We start from the raw sequence: 20,819 nt of genomic DNA on the forward strand, positions 1-20,819 counted from the left end.
AGTTCCGCATGACCGCGCTCACCATGAACACACTCGGGTCGTTCCGGCTGGACGGGGCGCATGCTCTGGTGACGGGTGCCTCCCGGGGCATCGGCAAGGCCGTCGCCGTGGCGCTCGCTCAGGCCGGCGCCGATCTGGCGCTGTCCGCCCGGACGCCGGCGGCGCTCAAGGAGACCGCCGAGCTGGTGGAGAAGGAGGGACGCACCGCGGTCCTGGTCCCCGGTGACCTCACGGATCCGGGCGCGGCGGACACCGTCGTGGACGTCTCCGCGGCCGCGCTCGGTGGGCTCGACGTCCTCGTCCACAACGCGGGCATTCTCCCCACCCTGCCCGACGGCAGCCCCGCCCTGGTCCCTCTCCAGGCCTCCGCCCAGGAGGACTGGGACCAGGTGCTGTCGGTCAATCTCAACGCCACCGCGGCGCTGTGCCGACGGGCGCACCGCCACCTCGCCGCCTCGTCCCGGGCGAGCGTGGTCCTGATGTCCTCGCTCGCCGGCGTGGTCGGCACACCCATGATGGAGGCCTACGCCGCCTCCAAAGCGGCTCAGATCTCCCTCGCCCGCAGCCTCGCGGTCGGCTGGGCACGCGAGGGCATCCGTGTCAACGCACTGTGCCCGGGGTGGACCCGTACCGACATGACCGCCTTCGCCTACTCCACGGGTCCGCTGTCCGACTGGCTGATGGCCCATGTCCCCATGGGCCGTTGGGCGGAGCCGCACGAAGTCGCCTGCGCCGCGCTCTATCTCGCGTCACCGGCCGCGTCGTACCTCACCGGACAGGCGCTGCTCCTCGACGGAGGGGCCTCCGTACCCGATGGCGGGCTTGCCGGAATCCCGAAACCGCCGTCCCCCTTCGCGGCTTGACCCCTGCCCGGAGAGGTCTTGTCCCCTTCCGGAGAGGTAAGGAGCACAACCCATGTCGACGGAGATTCCTACCGCCGTGATCTGCGGTTTGGGCACCTGTCTGCCCCCGCGCGTGCTGTCCAATGAGGATGTGCGGCGGCGCGGTGTGCTGGACACCACCGACGAATGGATTCGCTCCCGCACCGGCATCGCCCGACGCCGTCAGGCCGACAACGGTACGAGCACCGGCGATCTCGCGGTGGCCGCGGGCCGGGCCGCCGAAGCGTCTGCGCGCGCCCACGCGGACCTGGTCCTGGTCGCGACCACCACCCCGGACCGCCGTTGCCCGGCAACCGCCCCGGAGGTCGCACACCGGCTGGGCCTGGGGACGATTCCCGCCTTCGACCTGGCGGCCGTGTGTTCCGGCTTCCTGTACGGCATCACGGTCGCCACGGCACTGCTGCGGACCGGTGTCTGCGCGCGGCCGCTGGTGATCGGCGCCGAGAAGTACTCCAGCATCGTCGATCCGCTGGACCGGGACACTGCGGTGATCTTCGGCGACGGGGCGGGGGCGGTACTGCTGCGCCCCGGAGTCCGCTCCGAGCCGGGTGCGATCGCCGGCGTCGACTGGGGAGCCGACGGTGCGGGCAGCGACCTCATCGCGATCACCGCCGGCGGTTCCCGTCAGTCCGACACCTCGCGTCGTCTCTGCCGCGAGGACCGCTACTTCCGGATGCAGGGCCGTGAGGTGTACGGGCACGCCGTACGCCGTATGACCGCATCCTCGCTGGCCGTGCTCGGACAAGTCGGCTGGCAGCCCGGCACCGTTGAGGCGTTCATCGGGCACCAGGCCAACCAGCGCATCCTCGACTCGGTCGCCGACCGGGTGGGCATCGCACCCCGGCACCGCTACGGAAACATCCGCGACGTCGGCAACACGGCCGCCGCCTCCATCCCCCTGGCCATGGCCGACACGGCGACACACAACCGCGTCCGTCCCGGGTCACGCACTCTGCTGACCGCCTTCGGCGGCGGCTTGACATGGGGGGCGATCGCGCTGCGCTGGCCCTCGGCCGTGCCCGGGGCCCGCGATCCCGAACCCCGCACAACCGACACCACCCCCCACCCCACGCATCGGAGGAAGCAGCAATGGAAGCCGTCTACGACCACGTCGTGACCGTACTGACCGACAAGTTCGACGTCGACGCCGGGGCGATCCGCCCTGAAGCCACACTGGCGGGCCTGGACCTTGACTCCCTCGCCGTCGTCGAGCTCTTCGTCACGCTTCAGGAGCACTTCAACGCCCCACTGGAAGAGGACGATTCAGCCGCCGAACTGACGCTGCGTCAATTCGCCCAGGTCGTTGAAGCGCAGCTGCCCACGGGGCAGGCACCGACCGGTCCGGGAGCCCCCCGATGAATGTGTCCGATGGGAACGGGGCCGGCGCCGGCCTCGGCAGAGACAGAGCCGTCGGCGGTCCCGGCACGTTCGGGGCCATCGCCATCACCGGCATCGGACTGGTCACCCCGGCCGGGACCGGTACCGAGGAGACCTGGACGCGCGTCTGCGAGGGGCGGGGCACCGCGGCGGAGGACCCCGCACTGTCCGGGCTCCCGGTCTCCTTCTCCTGCCGGGTGCGCGGCTTCGATACGCGTCAGCACGTACCCGGAGCCCGACCTTGGTGGCACGACCGGTTCACCCAGTTCGCACTGGCGGCCGCCCACGAAGCCGTCGCCGATGCCCAGCTGGACCCGGCCGCCTGGGACGGCACCCGGGTCGCGGTCATCCTCGGATCGGCGGCCGGCGGAATCGAAACGTACGACGCCCAGTACCGCAAGCTCCTCGAAACGGGCCCCCGGGCGGTCTCACCACTGACCCTGCCCGCCTACCTGCCCAACATGGCCGCCGGGCAACTGGCGATCGCCCTGCGGGCAAGGGGCCCGGTGCTGCACACCGCCACGGCATGCGCGTCGGGCGCCACCGCGGTCGCCCTGGCGGGCCTGATGCTGCGTACCGACACCTGTGACATCGCCATCGCCGGTGGCACCGACACCATGGTCACCCCCATGTGCGCCACCGCCTTCGCGAAAATGGGGGCGCTCTCCCGACGCCATGGGTCCCCCGCCGCCGCCTCCCGGCCGTTCGACGCCGCCCGCGACGGCTTCGTCCTGGCCGAGGGAGCGGGCGTGCTGGTGATGGAACGGGTCGCCGACGCGGCCGCCCGGCGCGCACCGGTCCACGCCCGGCTGGCCGGGTACGGCGTTTCTGCCGACGCCTACCATCCCGTGGCCCCCGACCCCGCGGGCCACGGACTACAGCTGGCCATGGACCAGGCATTACGGATCGCCGACGCCACCCCGGCAGATGTCGATCACATCAACGCACACGGGACCAGCACACCGCTCAACGACCGCACGGAAGCCGCCGCCCTGCACCGGATCTTCGGCCCCGATCCGCCAACGGTGACCGCGCCCAAAGGCGTCCTCGGCCACACCATGGGCGCGGCCGGAGCCATCGAGGCCGCTCTCACCGCCCTGACGGTCAAGCATCAACTCGTCCCACCCACGGCGAATTTCCACCAGACCGATCCAGAATCCAGCCCACTGAACCTGGTGACCGGTGCGCCCCGCCGACAGCAGATACACCTCGCCCTCAGCAATTCCTTGGGGTTCGGGGGCCACAACGCGGTGCTTGCCTTCCGGCCTGCGGCTTAGCGTCAGCCCCTCCCCCACCCTACGGCCGCACCGCGGCCAGAGACCCGAGCTCGCCGATACATCCCGCCTGGCCACGCGCAACCTCGGACTTCACAGGTACCGCCGCCACCGACCGGTACGTAGCTTCGGTTCCCGTAGTCCCGTCGTCCCGTAGCCGGACCCGCTACGGAATCACCACAGAAGAGAATCGGGGAACCTCATGAAACTCAGGAAGACCACCGCCGCACTGTTCGCCGTGGGCGCTCTGGCCACCGGCTCCGCAGCCGTAGCCACCGCCGCACCCACACCCGCACCCGCGCCGGCCACCGGAGCAGCCCTTCAGCAGCAGGTCGACAGCGTCATCGCCGGGCACCCGCAGGGCCGCCAGGTCTCAGCCGACAAGATCGAGTACGACGGATTCACCGCTACCAAGACCGACTCGAAGGTCAAGCTCGACTGCTCCTACGGCCACCTGTGCATGAAGGTGCGCGGCACCGTATTCGACTTCTACAAGTGCCAGACCTGGAAGGTCCACAACTGGTACGGCACCGGCCCCTACGTCAACAACCAGACCAAGGGCACCGTCGCCCGTTTCTACGGCAAGAACGGCAAGCAGATCTGGACCTCCACCGCCTACGACTCGGGTAAGCGGGACTGGGCCCCCGTCTGGTCACTGAAGCCGTGCTGACCTGACGGGGACCGACCTGGCCGACCGTCGACCCGGCCGGTTTTCAATGTCTGCTCGCCCAGGCTAGCGCTGAAGGGTCTCACAACTCGCCTGCGGTGGTCCGGGCGTAGTGGTCAGCTATCTCATCACTGGTCGTCAGCCACACCCCTGGGTGGTTCACGATGTATTCGAGTGCCTGGTCCAGGTACTTGTGCCGGAACGGCTGGCCTATGACGAACGGGTGCAGGGCCAGCGACATCACACGGCCGCTGTCCGCCGAATCGGCGTAGAGCTGGTCCAGTTGGTCCTTGACGATCTGGACGAAGTCCGGTCCGGTCAGACCCTTGCTGACGAAGAGACCGATGTCGTTGAGCTCCACGGAGTACGGCACGCTCAGCATCCCCGGCACGTTCAGCCGGTACGGCTGGTCGTCGTTGGTCCAGTCCAGTACGTAGCTCAGGCCGAGCTCGGCGAGCAGCGCCGGTGTCTGGAACGTCTCGGTGAGCGCCGGCCCCATCCAGCCGCGCGGCCGTTGGCCGGTGGTCTTCTCGATGGTGCCGATCACCTCGGTCAGATAGGCGCGTTCCTCATCGAGCGTCATGTCCGCCTGGAAGATGGAGTTGTTCTTGCCGTGGGCGGCCCACGTCCAGTTCCGGGCCCGACCCGCTTCGATGATCTGCGGGTAGCGTTCGCCGACGTCGGAGTTGAGCAGGACGCTCGCGCGCAGCCAGTGGCGGTCGAGGCTCTCGATCAGCCGCCAGATGCCCACCCGGGGCCCGTAGTCGCGCCATCCGTAGTTCAGCGGATCCGGCGTGAGCCCCGCGGTTCCCGGGAAGGTGCTCGTCGAGGGACGGTCGATCTGGTAGTGCTCGATGTTCAGTCCGACGTAGAAGGCGACCCTGGCACCTCCCGGCCAGCGGATCGGCTCACGCTCGACGATCGGGCTGTAGTCGTAGAGTTGGTTGTCCATCAACGCTCACCTCGTGTCTGCTACGTGCTACGCACTGTGTGCTGCGTGCTGCGTGCTGCGGTTCTTGATGCACATACTCGAACCTTCACATTGATGTGAAGGTCAAGGCAGCGCGGCATGAGGCCGGTCACATGCGAGGTCACGTCTCGTCAACGGCGTAAGACACTGCCTGACCTGTTCGCCTCCGAGTACGGCCACGGTTGGACGCCGCACGCCGACGCCTGCGGGCGATGGAGGCCGACGGAGACGGACGGAGGCCGACGACGAGACCACGCAACCTGAGTCGGTGTTGATCCGCGTGCTGATCCGCGCGCCGCCGTGGTCTCCGTCCACCCCCCGAACTGGAACTCCGCTGATCCCCGGCGTCCCCCGCCCGATCGTCAACTGCCCTTCGGCAGAAGACGATTCAGGCGAGGATGAGGATGAGGTTGAGGATGAGGACGCGGACGCGGACGCGGGCGCGGCTCGTACGCCCGGTTTCTACGGGCCCACGTCGCGCGCCAGTTACTACAGCAGCCGCACCGGCAGTGAGGCCAGGCGCCAGCTGCCGGGCAGAGGTACGCGCTCCAGACGGTCCGGTTCCACGGCCAGGGATATGCCGGGGTAGTGCGCGAGCAGCCTGCTGAACGCGACTTCGCCTTCCTGGCGGGCGAGTGTGGCGCCCAGGCAGTAGTGCATGCCATGGCCGAAACCCACGTGGTTCTCGGCGTGGCCCGCAGGGTGGCGGGTCACGTCGAGGCGCTCGGGGTCGGCGTAGTGGCGGGGGTCGAAGTTCGCCGAGACCAGGATCAGTTGGACCGAGTCGCCCTTGCGGATGCGGGTGCCGGCCAGGTCGATGTCCTCGGAGGCGTACCGCAACTGGGTCGCCTGCACCGGCCCGCACCAGCGCATCAGCTCATGGACGGCGCGCGGCACGAGATCCGGGTCCGCCTGGACCAGGCCCAGCTGGTCGGGGTGGGTGAGCAGCGCGGCCGTGCCGTTGGCTATGAGGTGGGCGGTGGTCTCGTGGCCGGCCAGGACCAGGGTGAGGACCATGGTGACCATCTCGACGTCGCTGAGCCGGCTGCCGTCGTCGTCATGAGTACGGATGAGCTCGCTGAGCAGGTCGTCGGTCAGCGCGCCGCGGCGTTCGCGGATCAGTTCGTGGATGTGGTCGATCATGGCCGGGAAGGCCTTGCTGAGCCGGCCCTGCTCCAGCGAGATGAGGTCGGCGCCCCACGCCCGCCACTGTGGGCGGTCGGTCTCGGGGATCCCGACCAGCTCGCAGATGACCGTGATCGGCAGGGGGTAGGCGAAGTGCTCGATGAGGTCGACGACGCCGTCCTCGGCATGCTCGGGAAGCCGGGCCAACAGGTCGTCGGCGATCTGCTCGACCCGCGGCCGCAGACCGGTGATCTTGCGTGCCGTGAACGCCCGCGACACCAGTCGGCGGAGCCGGGTGTGGTCGGGCGCGTCGCAGGTGAGTATGGAGCCGGCCATGTAGACGCGCAGGTGCTCGGGAATGCCTAAGGTGTCCAGCATCCGGGACAGGGGGTCCTCGCCCGGGCCCGCCGCGACCGCGGCTGGGTTGTTCACGAACCGCTGGTCGCGCAGGACTTCGCGGACTTCCTCGAAGCGCGTCACAAACCATACGGGCGAGTCGTCGACGAAGCGGCCGCGGACGACCGGGCCCTGCTCACGTAGCTTCCCGTAGCCGCCGAACGGGTCGGCCAGCAGCTCCGGCTCCATCACGTTCGGCTCCCCCGGGTGTTTCCCGACATACGCGGCGAGCGGGGAGGTGGCGGGTGCTTCAGGCATCGTTCGTTCTCCTCAAGTTGTGGGGGGTCATTGACGCAGTTGCCGATGCATCTCTTGTGCGCTGAGCTCGTCCAGGCGCTCGTAGAGTGCGATGATCTCGGGCGCGGCAGCGGCAGCGGCCGCTCTGGCCCGGTCGGCAAGGGGGCCGGAGTCCGCCGGGGTTTCCAGCGCGCTGCGGACCGTATGGGCGAGGATGTCGGCCCGTACCTCCGGAGCGTCCGGGGCACGGTCGAAGAACAGCGCCTCGGCCATGAAGAAGCCGGTAGCCATGGCCATCAGGGCGTAGCGCTGGTGGGTGACGTCGGTGTCGTCGCGCACCAGGCCGTGCTCGCGCAGCACTTCGAGATGGCGGCACAAGACTCGCTCGCCCTCCGCCATCAGCCCCGCAAGCTCCTTCTTGGCGATGTCGTTGAGCCGGCCGAGGATGTCGGAGTCGTCGGTATAGATGGCACGTAGGACCGGATCCTCAAGGAAGTCGCGGTAGTGCCCGCACATCATCCGGCTCGGCAGGACCTCCAGCGGGTCGGCGCGCATACGTTCCAGCTCCCGCCGCTGACTTCGCGCCTTGTTCCTGAGCAGGACCGCCAGGAGCAGGGCGTCCTTCGTCCTCCAGTGCAGATAGACGGTGCCCTTGCCGACCTTGGCGCGCCGGGCGATCTCATCGATGGTCACCCGCCGGTAGCCCCACGCCAGCAACAGCTCACCCGCCGCCGCCAGGATGCGTTCACCACGCTCAGCCTGCTCCACAATCCCCCTCCCCCGACCCCGTGACCAGATTTCGAATCCGGTCATACAGTCAAGCTAGGGTCCGCAACGCCAGAACGTAAGAGACGAATCCGGCCAACAGCGGGCCACACGGCCCCTGATGGTGATGACCCGCCCCGGCCCGGCACGACGTCACATGCGGCTTTACCGATGGCCGTTCGTTCTGCTGCGACCCATATGTGCACGGGGTGAGGGCGGAGAGGGCCGGGCGAGCCGCACAGCGGATACACAAATCACCACACCGCGAAACGGCCTCAACAGGCGGTGACGACGCGGTCGCCAGTCCGGGGCCGGGCAATCCATCCGGCGCCCGGCCGGCAACACCACCGTCTCACCCACATGTCCGCCGTCAGCGACCCGACCAGCACTCCGCGCAGCCCACAACCCGACCTACGCCCGCTCAACCAGCCGGCACCGCAGAGGTGTCCTTCTTCTCCAGAGGCCCCGACCACACGCGCCGCGGAGGACGGCCGACGAACTTCCCGAAGAGCAGCGCCGCCGCCGTGGCCGCAACCACCCCCGGCACCATCTCGTAGATGCCCGACTCAAGCGGCCCCAGCAGCGGGTCGATGTGCTTCCACATGACGACGGTGACGGCTCCCGTCACAATGCCGGCCATCGCGCCGGCGCGCGTCATACGGGGCCAGTACAGCGACAGAAGGATCACCGGGCCGAAGGCGGCACCGAAACCCGCCCAGGCGTAGGCGACGATATCCAGTACGGCGCCGCCGCTGAGCGCGATGACGTAGGCCACCAGCGCGACAGCCACCACCGTCGCGCGAGCCGCCAGCACCATCGCCGCATCCGAGGCCTGCCGCTTGACGAAAGTCCGGTAGAAGTCCTCCGTCAGGGCCATCGCCGAGACCAACAGCTGACTGTCCGCCGTGGACTTGATCGCGGCCAGCACGGCAACCAGCAGGATGCCCGCCACCCAGGGATTGACCAACTGGGCGCACAGCGCGATGAAGACCGTCTCCGGATTGTCCAGCGGACGGTCGAGCGCAGCGATCCCCACCAGCCCCACAAGCGACGCACCCGCCAGCGAGACGACCACCCAGCCCACACCGATGCGCCGGGCCACAGGGATGTCACGAGTGCTGCGGATACTCATGAAACGCGCCAGGACATGAGGCTGCCCGAAATAGCCCAGCCCCCAGGCCAGCAGGGATATCACCGCCACCACACCCAGCGGCTCACCGGACGCCCACCGGTTCCCGTCGAAGCCGGCCCGAGCCCCCATGTCCAACAGAGACGGACTCTTGTCGGTGAGCGCACCACGGAGCGCGCTGAAACCGCCCAGCAGTCCGATACCGATCGCCGGGAGGGCCACTGCCGCGCAGAACATCAATGTGGCCTGCACCGAGTGCGTCACACTCACCGCGCGGAAACCGCCCAGGACCGTATAGACAACAATCACCACGGCGAAAACCGTCAGCGCGAACTCGAAACCGCCGCCGAAGATCCCCTCGAACAGCACACCCCCGGCCAGCAGACCACTGGCAACGTAGACGGTGAAGAACACCACGATGACTGTCGCCGAAACGACGCGCAGCATCCTGCTCCCGTCCTCGAACCGCTCCTCCAGATACGCCGACAGCGTCTTGGCGTCACCGGCCCGCTCGGTGTACGTACGCAAACGCGGCGCCACCAGACGCCAGTTCAGATACGTTCCGACCGCCAGCCCCACGGCGATCCATGTCGCACCGATACCTGCCGCATACACCGCCCCCGGCAACCCCAAAAACAACCAACCCGACATATCGCTCGCGCCTGCCGACAAAGCCGCCACCGGCGCACTCAGTCGACGTCCACCCAATGCAAAATCAGAAAACGTCAACGTGTCCTGATACGTCCAGAATCCCACAGCCACCATGGCCAGCAGGAATACCCCAAATGTGATCATGACCGGAACTATCAGGAGTGTCACCACTGCTCCCTCAATACAGGCAACCGCCAAGAACTGCAGGGCCTCCGAGCAGAAGCCCGAATGAAATCCCGGAGCAAGAAGACCCCAGCGCGAGCCGACAATACGGACCCGTCACCGAAAGCGTCACCCCTTTCGCAGATCTCCCCGGCAACGGCAGGCCCATGAGCCCGAGACCTGGGGCGCGGCCGCGCCACATACAGGCGGACGCGGAAGGGGCTGCGGCCAGGTTGTCAGTAGCGTCGGGTTCACTGGTGGTGTCACATCAGCCGGACCGGCCAAGGGGGCCACGTGAGCGTGGATGAGTGGATAACGGCAGCCAAGAACCCGACAGCGAAGTGGCTGGAGTCCCGCTTCGGGGAGGGCTCGCTGTGGCGGCCCGCGGAGGCGGAGCTGCCGGCGCGGCTGGAACACCAAGAAACCAGGAAGTTCCTCACCACGGTCGGGTTCCCGGCGGTAAGGATCGACGGGTTCCTCGAATTCATCGACTTCGATTCAAGCGATCTGAAGGACGACGGCCCGTGGGCGGAAGACCCGGACGAGTTGTTCGGGCGGCGGACCCCTGACGACGACTCCCCACCCACGAAGTACGCCTTCAAGTTCGGCGAGTGTCAGCAGTCCTATCTGATGGTGGACGGCGAGTGGGGGCACGTCGATCTCTACGACCCGAACGGCTGGGACCACGCGGCGGGCTACGCCGGGGAGGCGCACTCCTCGCTGCCGGTACTGGCGGGCGCGCTGGGGCTGGCCGCGAACTTCGCGGAACTGCTTGAGGGGCCGGAACCGCTTGAGGCTCTGGCGCAGTTCCGGGAAGCGATCGAGGAACTCGACCCGACTGTGGAATCCGCCTTGTGGGAGAAGGTCACCGAAGCACTGGAAGAGGAGTACGAAGTGGCGGAAGAGCTGGGTACGCGCTCCTGACGGGAGCCCGCCCGCAGAACCTGCCTCGAAGTAGGCGGGGGGAGTCGCCCCTTGGGCGACACCGACACACTGACACACCGGCACACCGACACACCGACATGCCGGCCCGCGGTCTCGATCGCCCAGCACTCCGCCGGGCAATCGAGACTCTCGCAGGATCAGTGTCGGTGCGTCACCGCACTAGCGACCGGGACAGGTCATCCCTTGGCCAGCAGAACGGAGTTGTACGGCGTGTAGTCGTAGTCGGCGTACGTACCGGCCGTCTGGATCCCCTGGCAGCCGGTGCCGTTGGAGCCGGTGCAGTTACGGGCGATGGCTCCGCCGGTCTGGTTGTTGAAGAACCTCTTGACGCCGAACTGGTTGCTGATGTTGTGGGCGCCGTAGGTGTACCACTTGTAGATCGGCTTGTCGCCGTTCCAGCTCGCGTTCGGGTAGAGGCACACGTACCCGGACGGGCATCCATGGGACGATGCTGCCGCCGGCGCGGCGTGGGCGCTTCCCGCGAGCGGCAGCACCGCGAGGCCGGCGAGCGCGGTGGTGGCTGCCGCCGCCTTGATCTTCGTTCGGACCTGACTCATGAGAGTTCCCCCTGGTGTTCGGTGGTCGACAGGCCGGTGCGAGCGTTCCGGCCTGTCCAACAGCGTGCGCGCCGCGCGCCAGGTGGGCCAGGCGTTTCGGTACAGCCCGAAACCCAGGTGAGCGTGCTCGGCGGGCTACCGGTTGAGCGGATCCTGACGGGCGCTCACGATCGCGTTGGGGCGGAGTCCCACTGGACGAGTGCTTCCCTCAGCCGGGCGGGGGTGGTGAAGAGGTGACCGTGCATGCCGGTTGCCTCGGCGGCCCGGATGTTGTCCTGGCGGTCGTCGACGAAGAGGATGCGATCCGGTTCGGTGTGCAGGGCGTTCTGGCACCACCGGTAGGCGTCGGAGCCGGGTTTGGCGTGGCCGATACGGCAGGAGAAGGCGCGTATCGGGAAGTGCCGGAGCCATGGGTGGTGTTCTTCGTAGTGGGCGGCCAACTCCTCGGGGATGTTGGACAGCAGAGCGATACGCCGGCCGGCTGCCGCGAGGTCTTCGACCAGGGCGACCATGGTCTCGTCGACGGCGCTCCAGCTGGCGATGTCGGCATCGACGAGTTCCGCGATCCGTTGGTCGTCGAAGCGGGTGCTGAGGGAGTCGGCCACCTGCTGCCAGTAGCCGGGTCCGGTCACGTCTCCGCGGTCGTAGGGCGGGCGCAGCGCCCAGTAGGCGTCCCAGAAGGCCGGGGCGGGCACGCCCGCCGTCCGGGCCAGCCGGTCCTTCCCCGCCATGGACTGGTGGCGTGCGATGACGCCGAACAGGTCGAAGAGCACGGTGCCGGTCACGTGGTCACACCTTCCGTACGGTCACGCCCGCCGTGGCCAGCGCGTCGGTCTCGTCGTTCGGGGCGGCCTCGTCGGTGACGACGGCGTGCAGGCCGGACGCCGGGGCGACGAAGGCGAGGGCGGTGCGGGAGAGCTTGGCGGCATCCGCGACGGCGATGACGCGGCGGGCCGAGGCGATCGCGGCGCGCTTGACGGCGGCATCGTCCAGGTCGTACGCGGTCAGGCCGTCCGTTGCGGTCAGGCCGCAGCAGCCGATGACGGCGGTGTCGAAGCGCAGGGCCGCCAGTGACGCCGCGGTCAGGGGGCCGGTCAGCGCCAGTTCGCCCGGCCGCGGCCGGCCGCCGGGCACCAGCAGCGTCAGCCGCGGTGCCGCGCTCAGCGCGTTCACTGCGTGGAGGGACAGCGGCATCACGGTCAGGCGACGGTGCTCCAGCGCGCGGGCCACTTCCAGGCAGGTGGTGCCGCTGTCGAGGACAACGGACTCGCCGTCGGCGATCAGTTCGGCAACCTCGGCGGCGATGCGCCGCTTGGTCTCCAGCCCCTCCTGCGCCCGCAGCGCGAAGGGAGGTTCGTCACCGCGCAGCAGCAGGCTTCTCGCTCCTCCTCGGTAGCGCTCCAGTACGCCCTGGTCGGCCAGGACTTCCAGGTCGCGGCGGATGGTCATCTCCGAAGCGCCTGTGAGTCCGGCCAGCTCCGCGACGCCGATACGGCCCGCCTCGCGCACGGCATCGGTGATCTGCCTCAGTCGGTCTGTGCTCGCCATACCCAGATTGAACATCGAGTGCGTTCGAATCGCAACCTTTCGAACATTGAATTTGTTCGCTATGTTCGTTTGCATGGAGAGATCACTGCGGGGCGGCCGACTGGCCACCTTCGCCTACTTCGCCCTCAACGGCTTCCTCATGGGGATGTGGATCGTCCACATCCCCGCCATCGAGCATCGCGCCGGCATCAGCCATGCCGTGCTCGGCTGGCTCCTGCTGCTGCTCGGCGCGGGAGCCTTCGCGGGCATGCAGATCGCCGGCCCGCTCACCGACCGCTCCGGCGTCCGCACCGTCGTACCGGTCGGCGCGGCACTGTGCAGCGCCGCCGTGGTCCTGCCGGGCCTGGCAACGAATGCCTGGACGCTGGGGGCGGCGCTGCTGGTGCTCGGCTTCGGCAACGGCTGCCTGGACGTCAGCATGAACGCCCACGCCGTACAGGTTGAGCGCGGCTACCGGCGGCCCGTCATGTCCGCCTTCCATGCCACCTTCTCCATCGGCGGCGTCCTTGCCGCGCTGGCCGGCGCCCGCACGCTGAGCTGGGGCTGGAGCCCGGCGGCAACTCTCGGCGCGGTGGCACTGTTCGGCCTGGCCATCGTCGCGTTGGCCGCCCCCGCACTGCTACGGCCGGACAACGCCCACACCACACAGGCTGGCACCACACAGGCTGGCACCACACAGGCCCACAGCTCACAGGCCGATACAGCACAAGCCGACACCACACAGGCCGACACTGCACAGGCCGACACTGCACAAGCCCAGACCTCTCAAGGGCCCGCCACCGTGGCGAAGAACGGTCGCAGGACGACGCCCCGGCGCATCTGGATACTGGCCGCTCTCGCGCTCATGCTCATGCTCTGCGAAGGCGTGGCCAACGACTGGAGCGTGCTCCATCTGCGAGACGGCCTGGACGCGCCCGCAGCCACCGCCGCCTTCGCCTACGGAGCCTTCGCCACTGCCATGACCATCGGCCGCCTGCTCACCGACCGGGTGGCCGGGCGCTTCGGCTCGGTGGCCGTCCTCCGCTACGGCGCGTCCCTGGCCGCACTAGGTCTGACGGTGGCGGCGCTGTCCCCCTGGATTCCCCTGGCGCTGACCGGCTGGACCCTGTTCGGGACCGGGCTGTCCGGCTGTATACCCCAGCTCTTCAGTGCCGCGGGCCACGCCGACCCGGCCGCCGCCGGAGCCAACGTCTCCCGCGTCGCCGGCCTCGGCTACCTCGGCATGCTCGCCGGGCCCGCCATCATCGGGCCGCTGACCCACTTCATCCCGCTCAACCTCACGTTCTTCCTGCCCGTGGCGTTCTGCGCCGTGGCCGCCTGCACGGCCGGCATCCTGCGGTCCCAGCGCAACGCTCCCACCCTGTTGGAGGCCGAGACGGTATGACCGACACGAGCCACATGAGGTTCCCGCTGGAGGCTACTCGTGGAATTCGAAGGTCCATGCCTGGTGCGGGTTGTCCACATCCAGCGGCCGCAGGGCGATACGGGGCGGAAAGATCTTCAGCAGGCTGAGGTCGACGACGAATTCCGGGCCGTCAATGGGACTGCCGGGAACGGCAATATATAAAGTGCGTGGCGACGAACTCCGGTGAAGCGCCCATTCGCAAGGCTCGGGAAATCCCCGGATGGGCTTGTTCGGCTCCGGTTCACCCTCGAAGCCGAGATACGTCTCGCTGCTGAGACTGCGGATGGTGCAGGTACCGTTCCCCAACCCCGCCACCCGCCACTCCTGCTCCCCCGGATTACCCGTGGGACGCAGGAGCGCCACAGGTGTCCCGGGCGGCGGCGACCCGCCTTGCAGGGTGAGCAGCTGCTCACCGGGGCGGGCGATCGCACAGACGCCATTCGGTACGGGCTCCAAGGCCGACTCCGATTCCGACGCGCGACCCTACAAGTAAAACCACGAGTAAACCCATAGGTAAACCCAAAGATGCGCGTCAATTCGAAACAAAAGAAACAGCCGCCGTCACCGGAGCTGATCGTCAGAGCCCGTCTCCCGATTCAACGGCTGCCCCACGCCCTCTGTCTACCACTCGAAGGGCAGCCGCCGCGTCCTGATGCAGGCGCGCTTCACACCGGCGAGACGGTCAGCTCACGATCCGCCTCGCGCTGTTGCCCCGTGTCACGGGCGGCAAAGGGGCACTGCCAGTCGGCGGGCTTGGGGCGGCCGGAGTAGCGACGAGCCTCGGAGAGATGCTCGTACTCATACAAGTTGGGATTGATATCGCCCTGCAGCTTGATGTCCTGCTGGCGTATCTTCTCCGCCAGCCGGTCCCACATGCCGGCGCCCTTTATCCGGTCGAACTGCTCATGGGAGTTGAAGGCCAGCATCGGGAAGGGCGGCCGACGGCCCCACCGGCGGTGCGTCTCGTGCAGGCCGATCACGAAGAAGGGATGGCCGGCCACACTGAAGGCGAACTTGCTGGACTGCGGATCCGACGAGTAGCCCTCGGCCCAGTGATGGGACTCAGCATCCTGCTCGTGGAGCAGCTGCAATTGTTGCCACAGCAGCTCTTCGAACCGCAGCTCATCCACCCCGCGAGGCTGCGCGAAGGTCGCGACGAAACTGGTGAACGTCCGAGCGCTCCAGTCCGCCGACCCCACGAACTCCGTGAGATCCAGCGCCATCAGCCGGGCGGACTCCTCACTCCCCAGTAGGTCGTAGTGCCGGTGAGTGATGCCGCCCTGGCGCCAGGCGGAGCGACCCGCCAGACAGGAGAAACGTTTCCCCAGCATGAACTCCTCGACCTCACCACGCGCATCCGCCGTCATGGCCAGCCTTCCTTCCACCAACGTGCCTCCTCGAAGGGAGATCATCTCCTTCACGCATCCGAATGCGCCCACCCCGCACCTGCGGCACCCGGGCCCACGGGCGGCTGCGGTAGCCGTCACCGCACGCGGGCAGGACCGAGTCCGCTGGAGAACGGGGAAGGTCACTGGGTGATTGTGACGCTCCAAGGCCGTTCAACGAAATTTCATGGCGGGCTCGCTGCGACCAAACACCCATCTTGTGATGTTCACGACGTTTCACGGAAGCCCAACACCTGACAGACCCAACAGCTGGCAGACCCGACACACGGCAGGCCCGACACACGGCAGGCCCGATACCCGGCAGGCCCGACATGTGGCCTGCCCCTACGCCATCGGCGAGAGTATTGGACCAACTGATCCAATAGGTGTTAGCTTCCGGTATCGAGCGGGCCACCCCAGAGGAAGCTCCGGCCGCTTCCGCGCGTCACACCCACCCCACCCACCCTGCCGTTTCGGCGGCCTGACACCCACCCCTCCACGCGCGAGGGCCCATCTTGAGTTCATTTTGTACCGAGCAATCCAAAAATTGAACAATCCCTCCCCCACTCAACGGAGCGCATTCTCATGCCACTTGCCGTCTACCTCATAGGCCTGGGCATCTTCGCCCAAGGCACATCGGAGTTCATGCTCTCCGGACTCCTGCCCGACGTCGCCACCGACCTCGGGGTCTCCATCCCCGACGCCGGGCTGTTGATCTCCGCCTTCGCCGTCGGGATGGTGATCGGCGCGCCCGCGCTGGCCGTGGCCACGCTGCGGGTGCCGCGGCGCACCGCACTGGTCGCGTTCCAGCTCGTCTTCGTTGCCGGGCATGTGGTGGGGGCGCTCGCGCCGGGGTACTGGGTGCTGTTCGCAACCCGCGTGGTGAGCGCCCTTGCGTACGCCGGATTCTGGGCGGTGGCCGCCGCGACGGCGGTGAGCCTGGTGCCTCCGGGGGCCAAGGGGAAGGTGTTGTCCGTGGTCGGTATGGGGCTGACCCTGGCCACCATCGTGGGCGTGCCGGCCGGCACGCTCCTCAGCCAACACGTGGGCTGGCGCGCGGCGTTCTGGGGCGTGGCCGGGCTCACCGTACTCAGCCTGCTCTCCCTGCTGGCCGTGCTGCCCGCCGGACGTGCCGAGGGCGCGGAAATGCCGTCGGTGCGACGGGAGTTGAAGGGTCTGGCCCGTCCGGCGCTGTGGGTGTCCTACCTCGTCACGCTGCTGACCTTCGGCGCGGCGATCGTCACCTTCAGCTACCTGGCACCGCTGCTGACCGACGTGAGCGGGCTGCCCGAGGGGTGGGTACCGGTTCTACTCTCGCTGTACGGGGCGGGCGGGCTGATCGGCGTGACGCTCGGCGGGCGGGTCGCCGACGCCGCGCCGCTGCGCACCCTCGTCATCGGGGGCGGGGCGCTCACCGTCGCCTCCGCGGCGCTCGCGCTGACGGCCGGCAGCCTCGGCGTCACCATCGCGCTGGTCTTCGTCCTCGGGGTAACCGGATACGTCGTCAACCCGGTTGTGCAGTCACGGGTGTTCCGGCTCGCGCCCGACGCGCCGACGCTGGCACCGGCCGTGAACACCTCGGCGTTCAATGTCGGGATCACGCTCACCCCGATGCTGGGCGGCCTCGCCATCGACGCCGGGTTCGGCTTCGCCTCGGTGGCCTGGGTCGGCGCCGGCACCGGTGCGCTCGCCCTCGCGGCGACGGGCTGGGCGGCGGCCCTCCAGCGACGAGCCGATCGGGGCCCTGGGATCACCGGGGCGGGGCCGGGCGAGGGCCCGACCCTCGCGACGTCGTCCGTTCCGTCGCCCGTTCCGTCATCCGCCCCGTCGTGCGTCCCGCCGTCCGCCCCGTCGTCCGTCCCGCCGTCTGCCCTGTCGTCCGACCCGTCGTCCGTCCCTCCCGCCTCCTCCAATCCGATCGGAGCCGGTGTGAAGTCCGGGCGCTGACGGGCGGCTCACCCCCTCGTCATCGCTGCGCCACACCCTGGTCGCTGACGACGGCGCCGGCGCGACGCGCTTCACAGACGCCGGCCCGCCGATGCGCGGTCTCGCCGGTCTGACCGAGCTCGGCGGCCTGGCACCCGCCCCGGGGCAGGAGCCTCTCAGTCAGGGCGAAGGTTTTTTGAATAGGCGGGCGAAAACAACAATCCGCTCGACACCTTCCGGTCCGCCCGGCCCCGCCCAGTCCAGTCCAGTCCAGTCCAGCCTCGATACGCTTCGCGGTAATTGATTCCAGCGCTTCCGGCGAGGCGCATTCGTTGCCGGTCGTGGCGGGAGAGATAGCCTCTCTGTTCAACGTGTGGAATTCTCTCGCGGCGCGCAGTGAAGCGGGAAATCGGCGCGGGTGGTCGAGCCGTTCAGCGAACCGAGTCGCTTGTTCGCCGGGTGCCGCTTCCGGGTTGTCGGTGCGGCCCGGCAGGAGCACCAGGCGCATCCCGCGCCCCGACAGCGACGGCCAACCGAACCAAGAATCCGTCGAACATTTATTCGATAACTCGGCGTGGTGTGTATCGGATACAGCAGGCGCGCGGTAAATATGAACCATGGCCCGAATCTCCGGCCGCTTCCCGTGGCCACCTTCGGGACGCTGGTTCACGGGTCGGCGCCTGGGCGGCAACGGCCGGCGAGAGCGGCGTGAAAGCTCGCCGAAGCGATCACCGTGGCGCCTGCGCCCGTTGGCGAGCATGCGCAGCGTCGCCGGTCAGATGTTCGTCCTGCAGGTCCTGATCGTGCTGCTGCTGGTCGTGGCCGCGGTGAGCACGTTGCTGTTCCAGGCCCGGACCGACAGATTCCAGGGGGCACGCGATCGTTCGCTCGGCGCGGCCGAGTCCTTCGCCCACAGCCCCGGTCTGGTGGAGGCCATGCGCGGCCCCGACCCGGCCAAGGTGCTCCAACCGCTGACCGAGACCGCCCGGAAGCGGGGCGGCGTCGACTTCATCGTCGTCATGAACCGGGCCGGCATCCGCTACACGCATCCCAAGCCGGAGCAGATCGGGAGGCATTTCGTCGGCACCATCGGGCCGTCGCTCGCCGGTCGCGTCACCATCGAAAGCGTCTACGGCCCTCTCGGCCACGAGGTGCAGGCGGTCGTCCCGGTGACGGACGCGAGGGGCAAGGTCGTGGGCATGGTGTCGTCCGGCATGAAGGTCAGGCGGGTGAGCAGCGCGATCGACCGGCAGCTGCCGGTCGTACTCGGAGCAGGGGCCGCCGCGCTGGCCCTGGCCACGGTCAGCACCGCGTTGGTGACCCGGCGGCTGCGGCGCCAGACCCACGGGCTCGGCCCGACGGAGATGACCCGCATGTACGAGCACCATGACGCGGTTTTGCATGCCGTGCGCGAGGGCGTGCTCATCGTCGACGCGGACCGGCGCGTCCTGCTGGCGAACGACGAGGCGCGCCGGCTGCTCCGCCTGGCCCCCGACGTGGAGCAGCGCAGCGTCACCGACCTCGGGCTCGACTCCCGGATGACCGAACTGCTGGTCTCGGGGCGCGTGGTCACCGACGAGGTACTGCCGGTCGGCGACCGACTGCTGGCGGTGAACAACCGGCCTACGGACCGCCGGGGAGGCCCGCCCGGCAACGTGGCCACACTGCGGGACTCCACCGAGCTCCTCGCCCTCGCGGGAAAGGCGGAGGCCGCCCAGAGCCGCCTGCGGCTGCTGTACGACGCGAGCCTGGCCATCGGCACCACCCTCGATGTGCAGCGCACCGCCGAGGAGCTGACCCAGGTCGCCGTGACCTGGTTCGCCGACTACGCCACGGTCGACCTCGCCGTGCCCGTCCTGAGCGGCGAGGAGCCGCCGGCGGGGTCGTACAGCGAGGCGCCGGAACTGCATCGCGTGGCGCTGGCCGGCCTCAGCGACGACCATCCCCTCTACCGGGCGGGCGAGCTCCACAGATACGCCGCGCCCACCCCGATGGCCACGGGCTTCGTCACCGGACAGTCCGTGCTCGTACCCGACATACGAGCCGCCGACGACTGGCGCGCCCAGGACCCGGAACGCTTCCAGCTGGTCCTGAACCACGGATGCCAGTCGCTCATCACCGTTCCGCTCCAGGCGCGCGGCGTCCTCATGGGCGTCGCCAACTTCTGGCGTTCTCGGGAGAGCGCCCCCTTCGAGGAGGGTGATGTGTCCCTGGCCGAGGAGATGGCGGCCCGGGCCGCCGTGTGCATCGACAACGCGCGCCGCTACACGCGCGAGCACGCCATGGCCGTCACCTTGCAGCACAGCCTGCTCCCGCACGGCCTGCCCGAGCAGAACGCGCTCGACATCGCCCACCGCTACCTGCCCGCGCAGACCGGGGTGGGCGGCGACTGGTTCGACGTCATCCCGTTGCCGGGCGTCCGGGTCGCGCTGGTCGTCGGCGACGTGGTCGGCCACGGTCTGCACGCCGCCGCCACCATGGGCCGGCTCCGCACCGCGGTGCAGAACTTCTCCACCCTCGACCTGCCGCCCGACGAACTCCTCGGCTTCCTGGACGAATTGGTCAACCGCATCGACCAGGAGGCGGCCGCAGCGAACGAGGAGGCGATGGTCGCGGGCGCCACCTGCCTGTACGCGATCTACGACCCCTCCACCGGCATGTGCAGCCTGTCCCGTGCCGGCCACCTCCCGCCGGCGCTCGTCCACCCCGACGGGACCATGGAGTTCCCCGAACTCCCCACCGGCCCGCCGCTCGGAGTCGGCGCCCTGCCCTTCGAGGCGGTGGACCTGCGCCTGCCCGAGGGCAGCAGCCTCGTCCTTTACACCGATGGGCTCGTCGAGGACCGCAAGCGGGACATCGACGCCGGGTTGCGGATCCTCGCCACGACGCTGGGGCATCCCGGCCGGACCCCGCAGGAGACTTGTGAGGCCGTACTCGGCGCCCTGCTCCCGGACCGCCAGCGCGACGACATCGCCCTGCTCGTCGCGCGCACCCGCCGTCTGGACCCCGAGCGCATCGCAGGCTGGGAGGTCCCCTCCGACCCGGTGGCGGTGGCCGAGGCACGCGCGACCCTCGCCCGGCAGCTGACGCGGTGGGGCCTGGAGGAATCGATCTTCAGCACCGAGCTCATCCTCAGCGAGCTGATCACCAACGCCATCCGCTACGCCACCGGCCCGATCCGGGTCCGCCTGCTGCACGACCGCACCCTGACCTGCGAGGTCTCCGACACCAGCAGCACCTCCCCACACCTCCGGCACGCCGCCGCGGAGGACGAAGGCGGCCGCGGTCTCTTCCTCGTCGCCCAGCTCGCCCAGCGCTGGGGCACCCGCTACACACCGCACGGCAAGATCATCTGGGCGGAACAGACCCTTGACGCGCCCCTTCTGGCGTAGTCCGGC

General features: G+C 68.9%; 18 protein-coding genes. 9 read left to right on the plus strand and 9 right to left on the minus strand.

Annotation, left to right across the window (positions count from 1 at the left end):
* The first annotated feature begins 23 nt into the window (after window positions 1–23).
* The 5 genes from AB0I10_RS24300 (at window position 24) to AB0I10_RS24320 (ending at window position 4,223) form a co-directional block, all read left to right on the plus strand.
* Window positions 24–863, plus strand: coding sequence for an SDR family NAD(P)-dependent oxidoreductase (locus tag AB0I10_RS24300; protein ID WP_363154748.1), 840 nt, complete (start codon window positions 24–26; stop codon window positions 861–863).
* 52 nt (window positions 864–915) lie between these two features.
* Entirely contained in the window at window positions 916–2,019 is a 1,104-nt protein-coding gene (locus AB0I10_RS24305) for a beta-ketoacyl-ACP synthase III (RefSeq protein WP_363154705.1), read from the plus strand.
* Window positions 1,992–2,261 (plus strand): acyl carrier protein, encoded by a 270-nt coding sequence (locus tag AB0I10_RS24310; RefSeq protein WP_363154706.1) that lies wholly within the window; start codon window positions 1,992–1,994, stop codon window positions 2,259–2,261. Before AB0I10_RS24305 ends, AB0I10_RS24310 begins: the two co-directional genes overlap by 28 nt.
* Window positions 2,258–3,556 (plus strand): beta-ketoacyl-[acyl-carrier-protein] synthase family protein, encoded by a 1,299-nt coding sequence (locus tag AB0I10_RS24315; RefSeq protein WP_363154707.1) that lies wholly within the window; start codon window positions 2,258–2,260, stop codon window positions 3,554–3,556. Before AB0I10_RS24310 ends, AB0I10_RS24315 begins: the two co-directional genes overlap by 4 nt.
* Window positions 3,557–3,755: 199 nt before the next feature.
* Window positions 3,756–4,223, plus strand: a complete 468-nt coding sequence (locus tag AB0I10_RS24320; RefSeq protein ID WP_363154708.1) for a hypothetical protein — start codon at window positions 3,756–3,758, stop codon at window positions 4,221–4,223.
* Window positions 4,224–4,302: 79 nt separating this feature from the next.
* On the opposite strand, the gene AB0I10_RS24325 is transcribed toward AB0I10_RS24320, so the two are convergent.
* The 4 genes from AB0I10_RS24325 to putP form a co-directional block, all read right to left on the minus strand.
* The gene (locus AB0I10_RS24325; RefSeq protein WP_363154709.1) at window positions 4,303–5,172 is read right to left on the minus strand and encodes a polysaccharide deacetylase family protein; all 870 of its coding nucleotides are present in this window, start codon (window positions 5,170–5,172) and stop codon (window positions 4,303–4,305) included.
* Window positions 5,173–5,679: 507 nt separating this feature from the next.
* A complete protein-coding gene (locus tag AB0I10_RS24330) occupies window positions 5,680–6,969 on the minus strand; it encodes a cytochrome P450 (protein ID WP_363154710.1) in 1,290 nt (429 codons plus the stop codon).
* Between the two features lie 27 nt (window positions 6,970–6,996).
* Complete coding sequence (locus AB0I10_RS24335) at window positions 6,997–7,716, minus strand: helix-turn-helix domain-containing protein (RefSeq protein ID WP_363154711.1); 720 nt, start codon at window positions 7,714–7,716, stop codon at window positions 6,997–6,999.
* Window positions 7,717–8,134: 418 nt separating this feature from the next.
* On the minus strand, window positions 8,135–9,637 hold the full coding sequence (putP, locus tag AB0I10_RS24340; protein ID WP_363154712.1) for a sodium/proline symporter PutP: 1,503 nt from the start codon (window positions 9,635–9,637) through the stop codon (window positions 8,135–8,137).
* Between the two features lie 312 nt (window positions 9,638–9,949).
* Here putP and AB0I10_RS24345 point away from each other — a divergent pair, with 312 nt between their 5' ends.
* A complete protein-coding gene (locus AB0I10_RS24345; protein WP_363154713.1) occupies window positions 9,950–10,579 on the plus strand; it encodes an SUKH-4 family immunity protein in 630 nt (209 codons plus the stop codon).
* 197 nt (window positions 10,580–10,776) lie between these two features.
* Here the strand turns inward: AB0I10_RS24345 and AB0I10_RS24350 are convergent, their stop codons facing one another.
* From AB0I10_RS24350 to AB0I10_RS24360, 3 genes are all read right to left on the minus strand, one after another.
* Window positions 10,777–11,157, minus strand: coding sequence for a hypothetical protein (locus tag AB0I10_RS24350; protein WP_363154714.1), 381 nt, complete (start codon window positions 11,155–11,157; stop codon window positions 10,777–10,779).
* A gap of 164 nt (window positions 11,158–11,321) precedes the next feature.
* Window positions 11,322–11,942 (minus strand): HAD family phosphatase, encoded by a 621-nt coding sequence (locus tag AB0I10_RS24355; RefSeq protein ID WP_363154715.1) that lies wholly within the window; start codon window positions 11,940–11,942, stop codon window positions 11,322–11,324.
* A gap of 4 nt (window positions 11,943–11,946) precedes the next feature.
* Window positions 11,947–12,705: a DeoR/GlpR family DNA-binding transcription regulator gene (locus AB0I10_RS24360; RefSeq protein WP_363154716.1), complete on the minus strand. Its 759-nt coding sequence runs from the start codon at window positions 12,703–12,705 to the stop codon at window positions 11,947–11,949.
* 73 nt (window positions 12,706–12,778) lie between these two features.
* On the opposite strand from AB0I10_RS24360, the gene AB0I10_RS24365 reads away from it, so the two are divergent.
* Window positions 12,779–14,089, plus strand: coding sequence for an MFS transporter (locus AB0I10_RS24365; protein WP_363154717.1), 1,311 nt, complete (start codon window positions 12,779–12,781; stop codon window positions 14,087–14,089).
* Window positions 14,090–14,122: 33 nt separating this feature from the next.
* Here the strand turns inward: AB0I10_RS24365 and AB0I10_RS24370 are convergent, their stop codons facing one another.
* On the minus strand, window positions 14,123–14,566 hold the full coding sequence (locus AB0I10_RS24370) for a hypothetical protein (protein WP_363154718.1): 444 nt from the start codon (window positions 14,564–14,566) through the stop codon (window positions 14,123–14,125).
* Between the two features lie 209 nt (window positions 14,567–14,775).
* Window positions 14,776–15,477 (minus strand): guanitoxin biosynthesis heme-dependent pre-guanitoxin N-hydroxylase GntA, encoded by a 702-nt coding sequence (gene gntA, locus AB0I10_RS24375; protein ID WP_363154719.1) that lies wholly within the window; start codon window positions 15,475–15,477, stop codon window positions 14,776–14,778.
* Window positions 15,478–16,080: 603 nt separating this feature from the next.
* Between gntA and AB0I10_RS24380 the strand changes: the two genes are divergently transcribed.
* Window positions 16,081–17,442, plus strand: a complete 1,362-nt coding sequence (locus tag AB0I10_RS24380; protein ID WP_363154720.1) for a Cmx/CmrA family chloramphenicol efflux MFS transporter — start codon at window positions 16,081–16,083, stop codon at window positions 17,440–17,442.
* A gap of 737 nt (window positions 17,443–18,179) precedes the next feature.
* Entirely contained in the window at window positions 18,180–20,813 is a 2,634-nt protein-coding gene (locus AB0I10_RS24385; protein WP_363154721.1) for a SpoIIE family protein phosphatase, read from the plus strand.
* Window positions 20,814–20,819: the final 6 nt, after the last annotated feature.

This window comes from Streptomyces sp. NPDC050636 (genome assembly GCF_040654775.1).
In the GTDB taxonomy this organism is placed as follows: Bacteria; Actinomycetota; Actinomycetes; order Streptomycetales; family Streptomycetaceae; genus Streptomyces.

Bases quoted from the DNA above. Each gene is read 5' to 3' on its own strand.
- AB0I10_RS24385 (WP_363154721.1), top strand. From the start codon at position 18,180: ATGCGCAGCGTCGCCGGTCAGATGTTCGTCCTGCAGGTCCTGATCGTG.
- putP (WP_363154712.1), bottom strand. From the start codon at position 9,637: ATGATCACATTTGGGGTATTCCTGCTGGCCATGGTGGCTGTGGGATTC.
- AB0I10_RS24325 (WP_363154709.1), bottom strand. From the start codon at position 5,172: ATGGACAACCAACTCTACGACTACAGCCCGATCGTCGAGCGTGAGCCG.
- AB0I10_RS24300 (WP_363154748.1), top strand. From the start codon at position 24: ATGAACACACTCGGGTCGTTCCGGCTGGACGGGGCGCATGCTCTGGTG.
- AB0I10_RS24320 (WP_363154708.1), top strand. From the start codon at position 3,756: ATGAAACTCAGGAAGACCACCGCCGCACTGTTCGCCGTGGGCGCTCTG.
- AB0I10_RS24360 (WP_363154716.1), bottom strand. From the start codon at position 12,705: ATGGCGAGCACAGACCGACTGAGGCAGATCACCGATGCCGTGCGCGAG.
- AB0I10_RS24310 (WP_363154706.1), top strand. From the start codon at position 1,992: ATGGAAGCCGTCTACGACCACGTCGTGACCGTACTGACCGACAAGTTC.
- gntA (WP_363154719.1), bottom strand. From the start codon at position 15,477: ATGACGGCGGATGCGCGTGGTGAGGTCGAGGAGTTCATGCTGGGGAAA.
- AB0I10_RS24305 (WP_363154705.1), top strand. From the start codon at position 916: ATGTCGACGGAGATTCCTACCGCCGTGATCTGCGGTTTGGGCACCTGT.
- AB0I10_RS24380 (WP_363154720.1), top strand. From the start codon at position 16,081: ATGCCACTTGCCGTCTACCTCATAGGCCTGGGCATCTTCGCCCAAGGC.
- AB0I10_RS24365 (WP_363154717.1), top strand. From the start codon at position 12,779: ATGGAGAGATCACTGCGGGGCGGCCGACTGGCCACCTTCGCCTACTTC.
- AB0I10_RS24330 (WP_363154710.1), bottom strand. From the start codon at position 6,969: ATGCCTGAAGCACCCGCCACCTCCCCGCTCGCCGCGTATGTCGGGAAA.
- AB0I10_RS24350 (WP_363154714.1), bottom strand. From the start codon at position 11,157: ATGAGTCAGGTCCGAACGAAGATCAAGGCGGCGGCAGCCACCACCGCG.
- AB0I10_RS24315 (WP_363154707.1), top strand. From the start codon at position 2,258: ATGAATGTGTCCGATGGGAACGGGGCCGGCGCCGGCCTCGGCAGAGAC.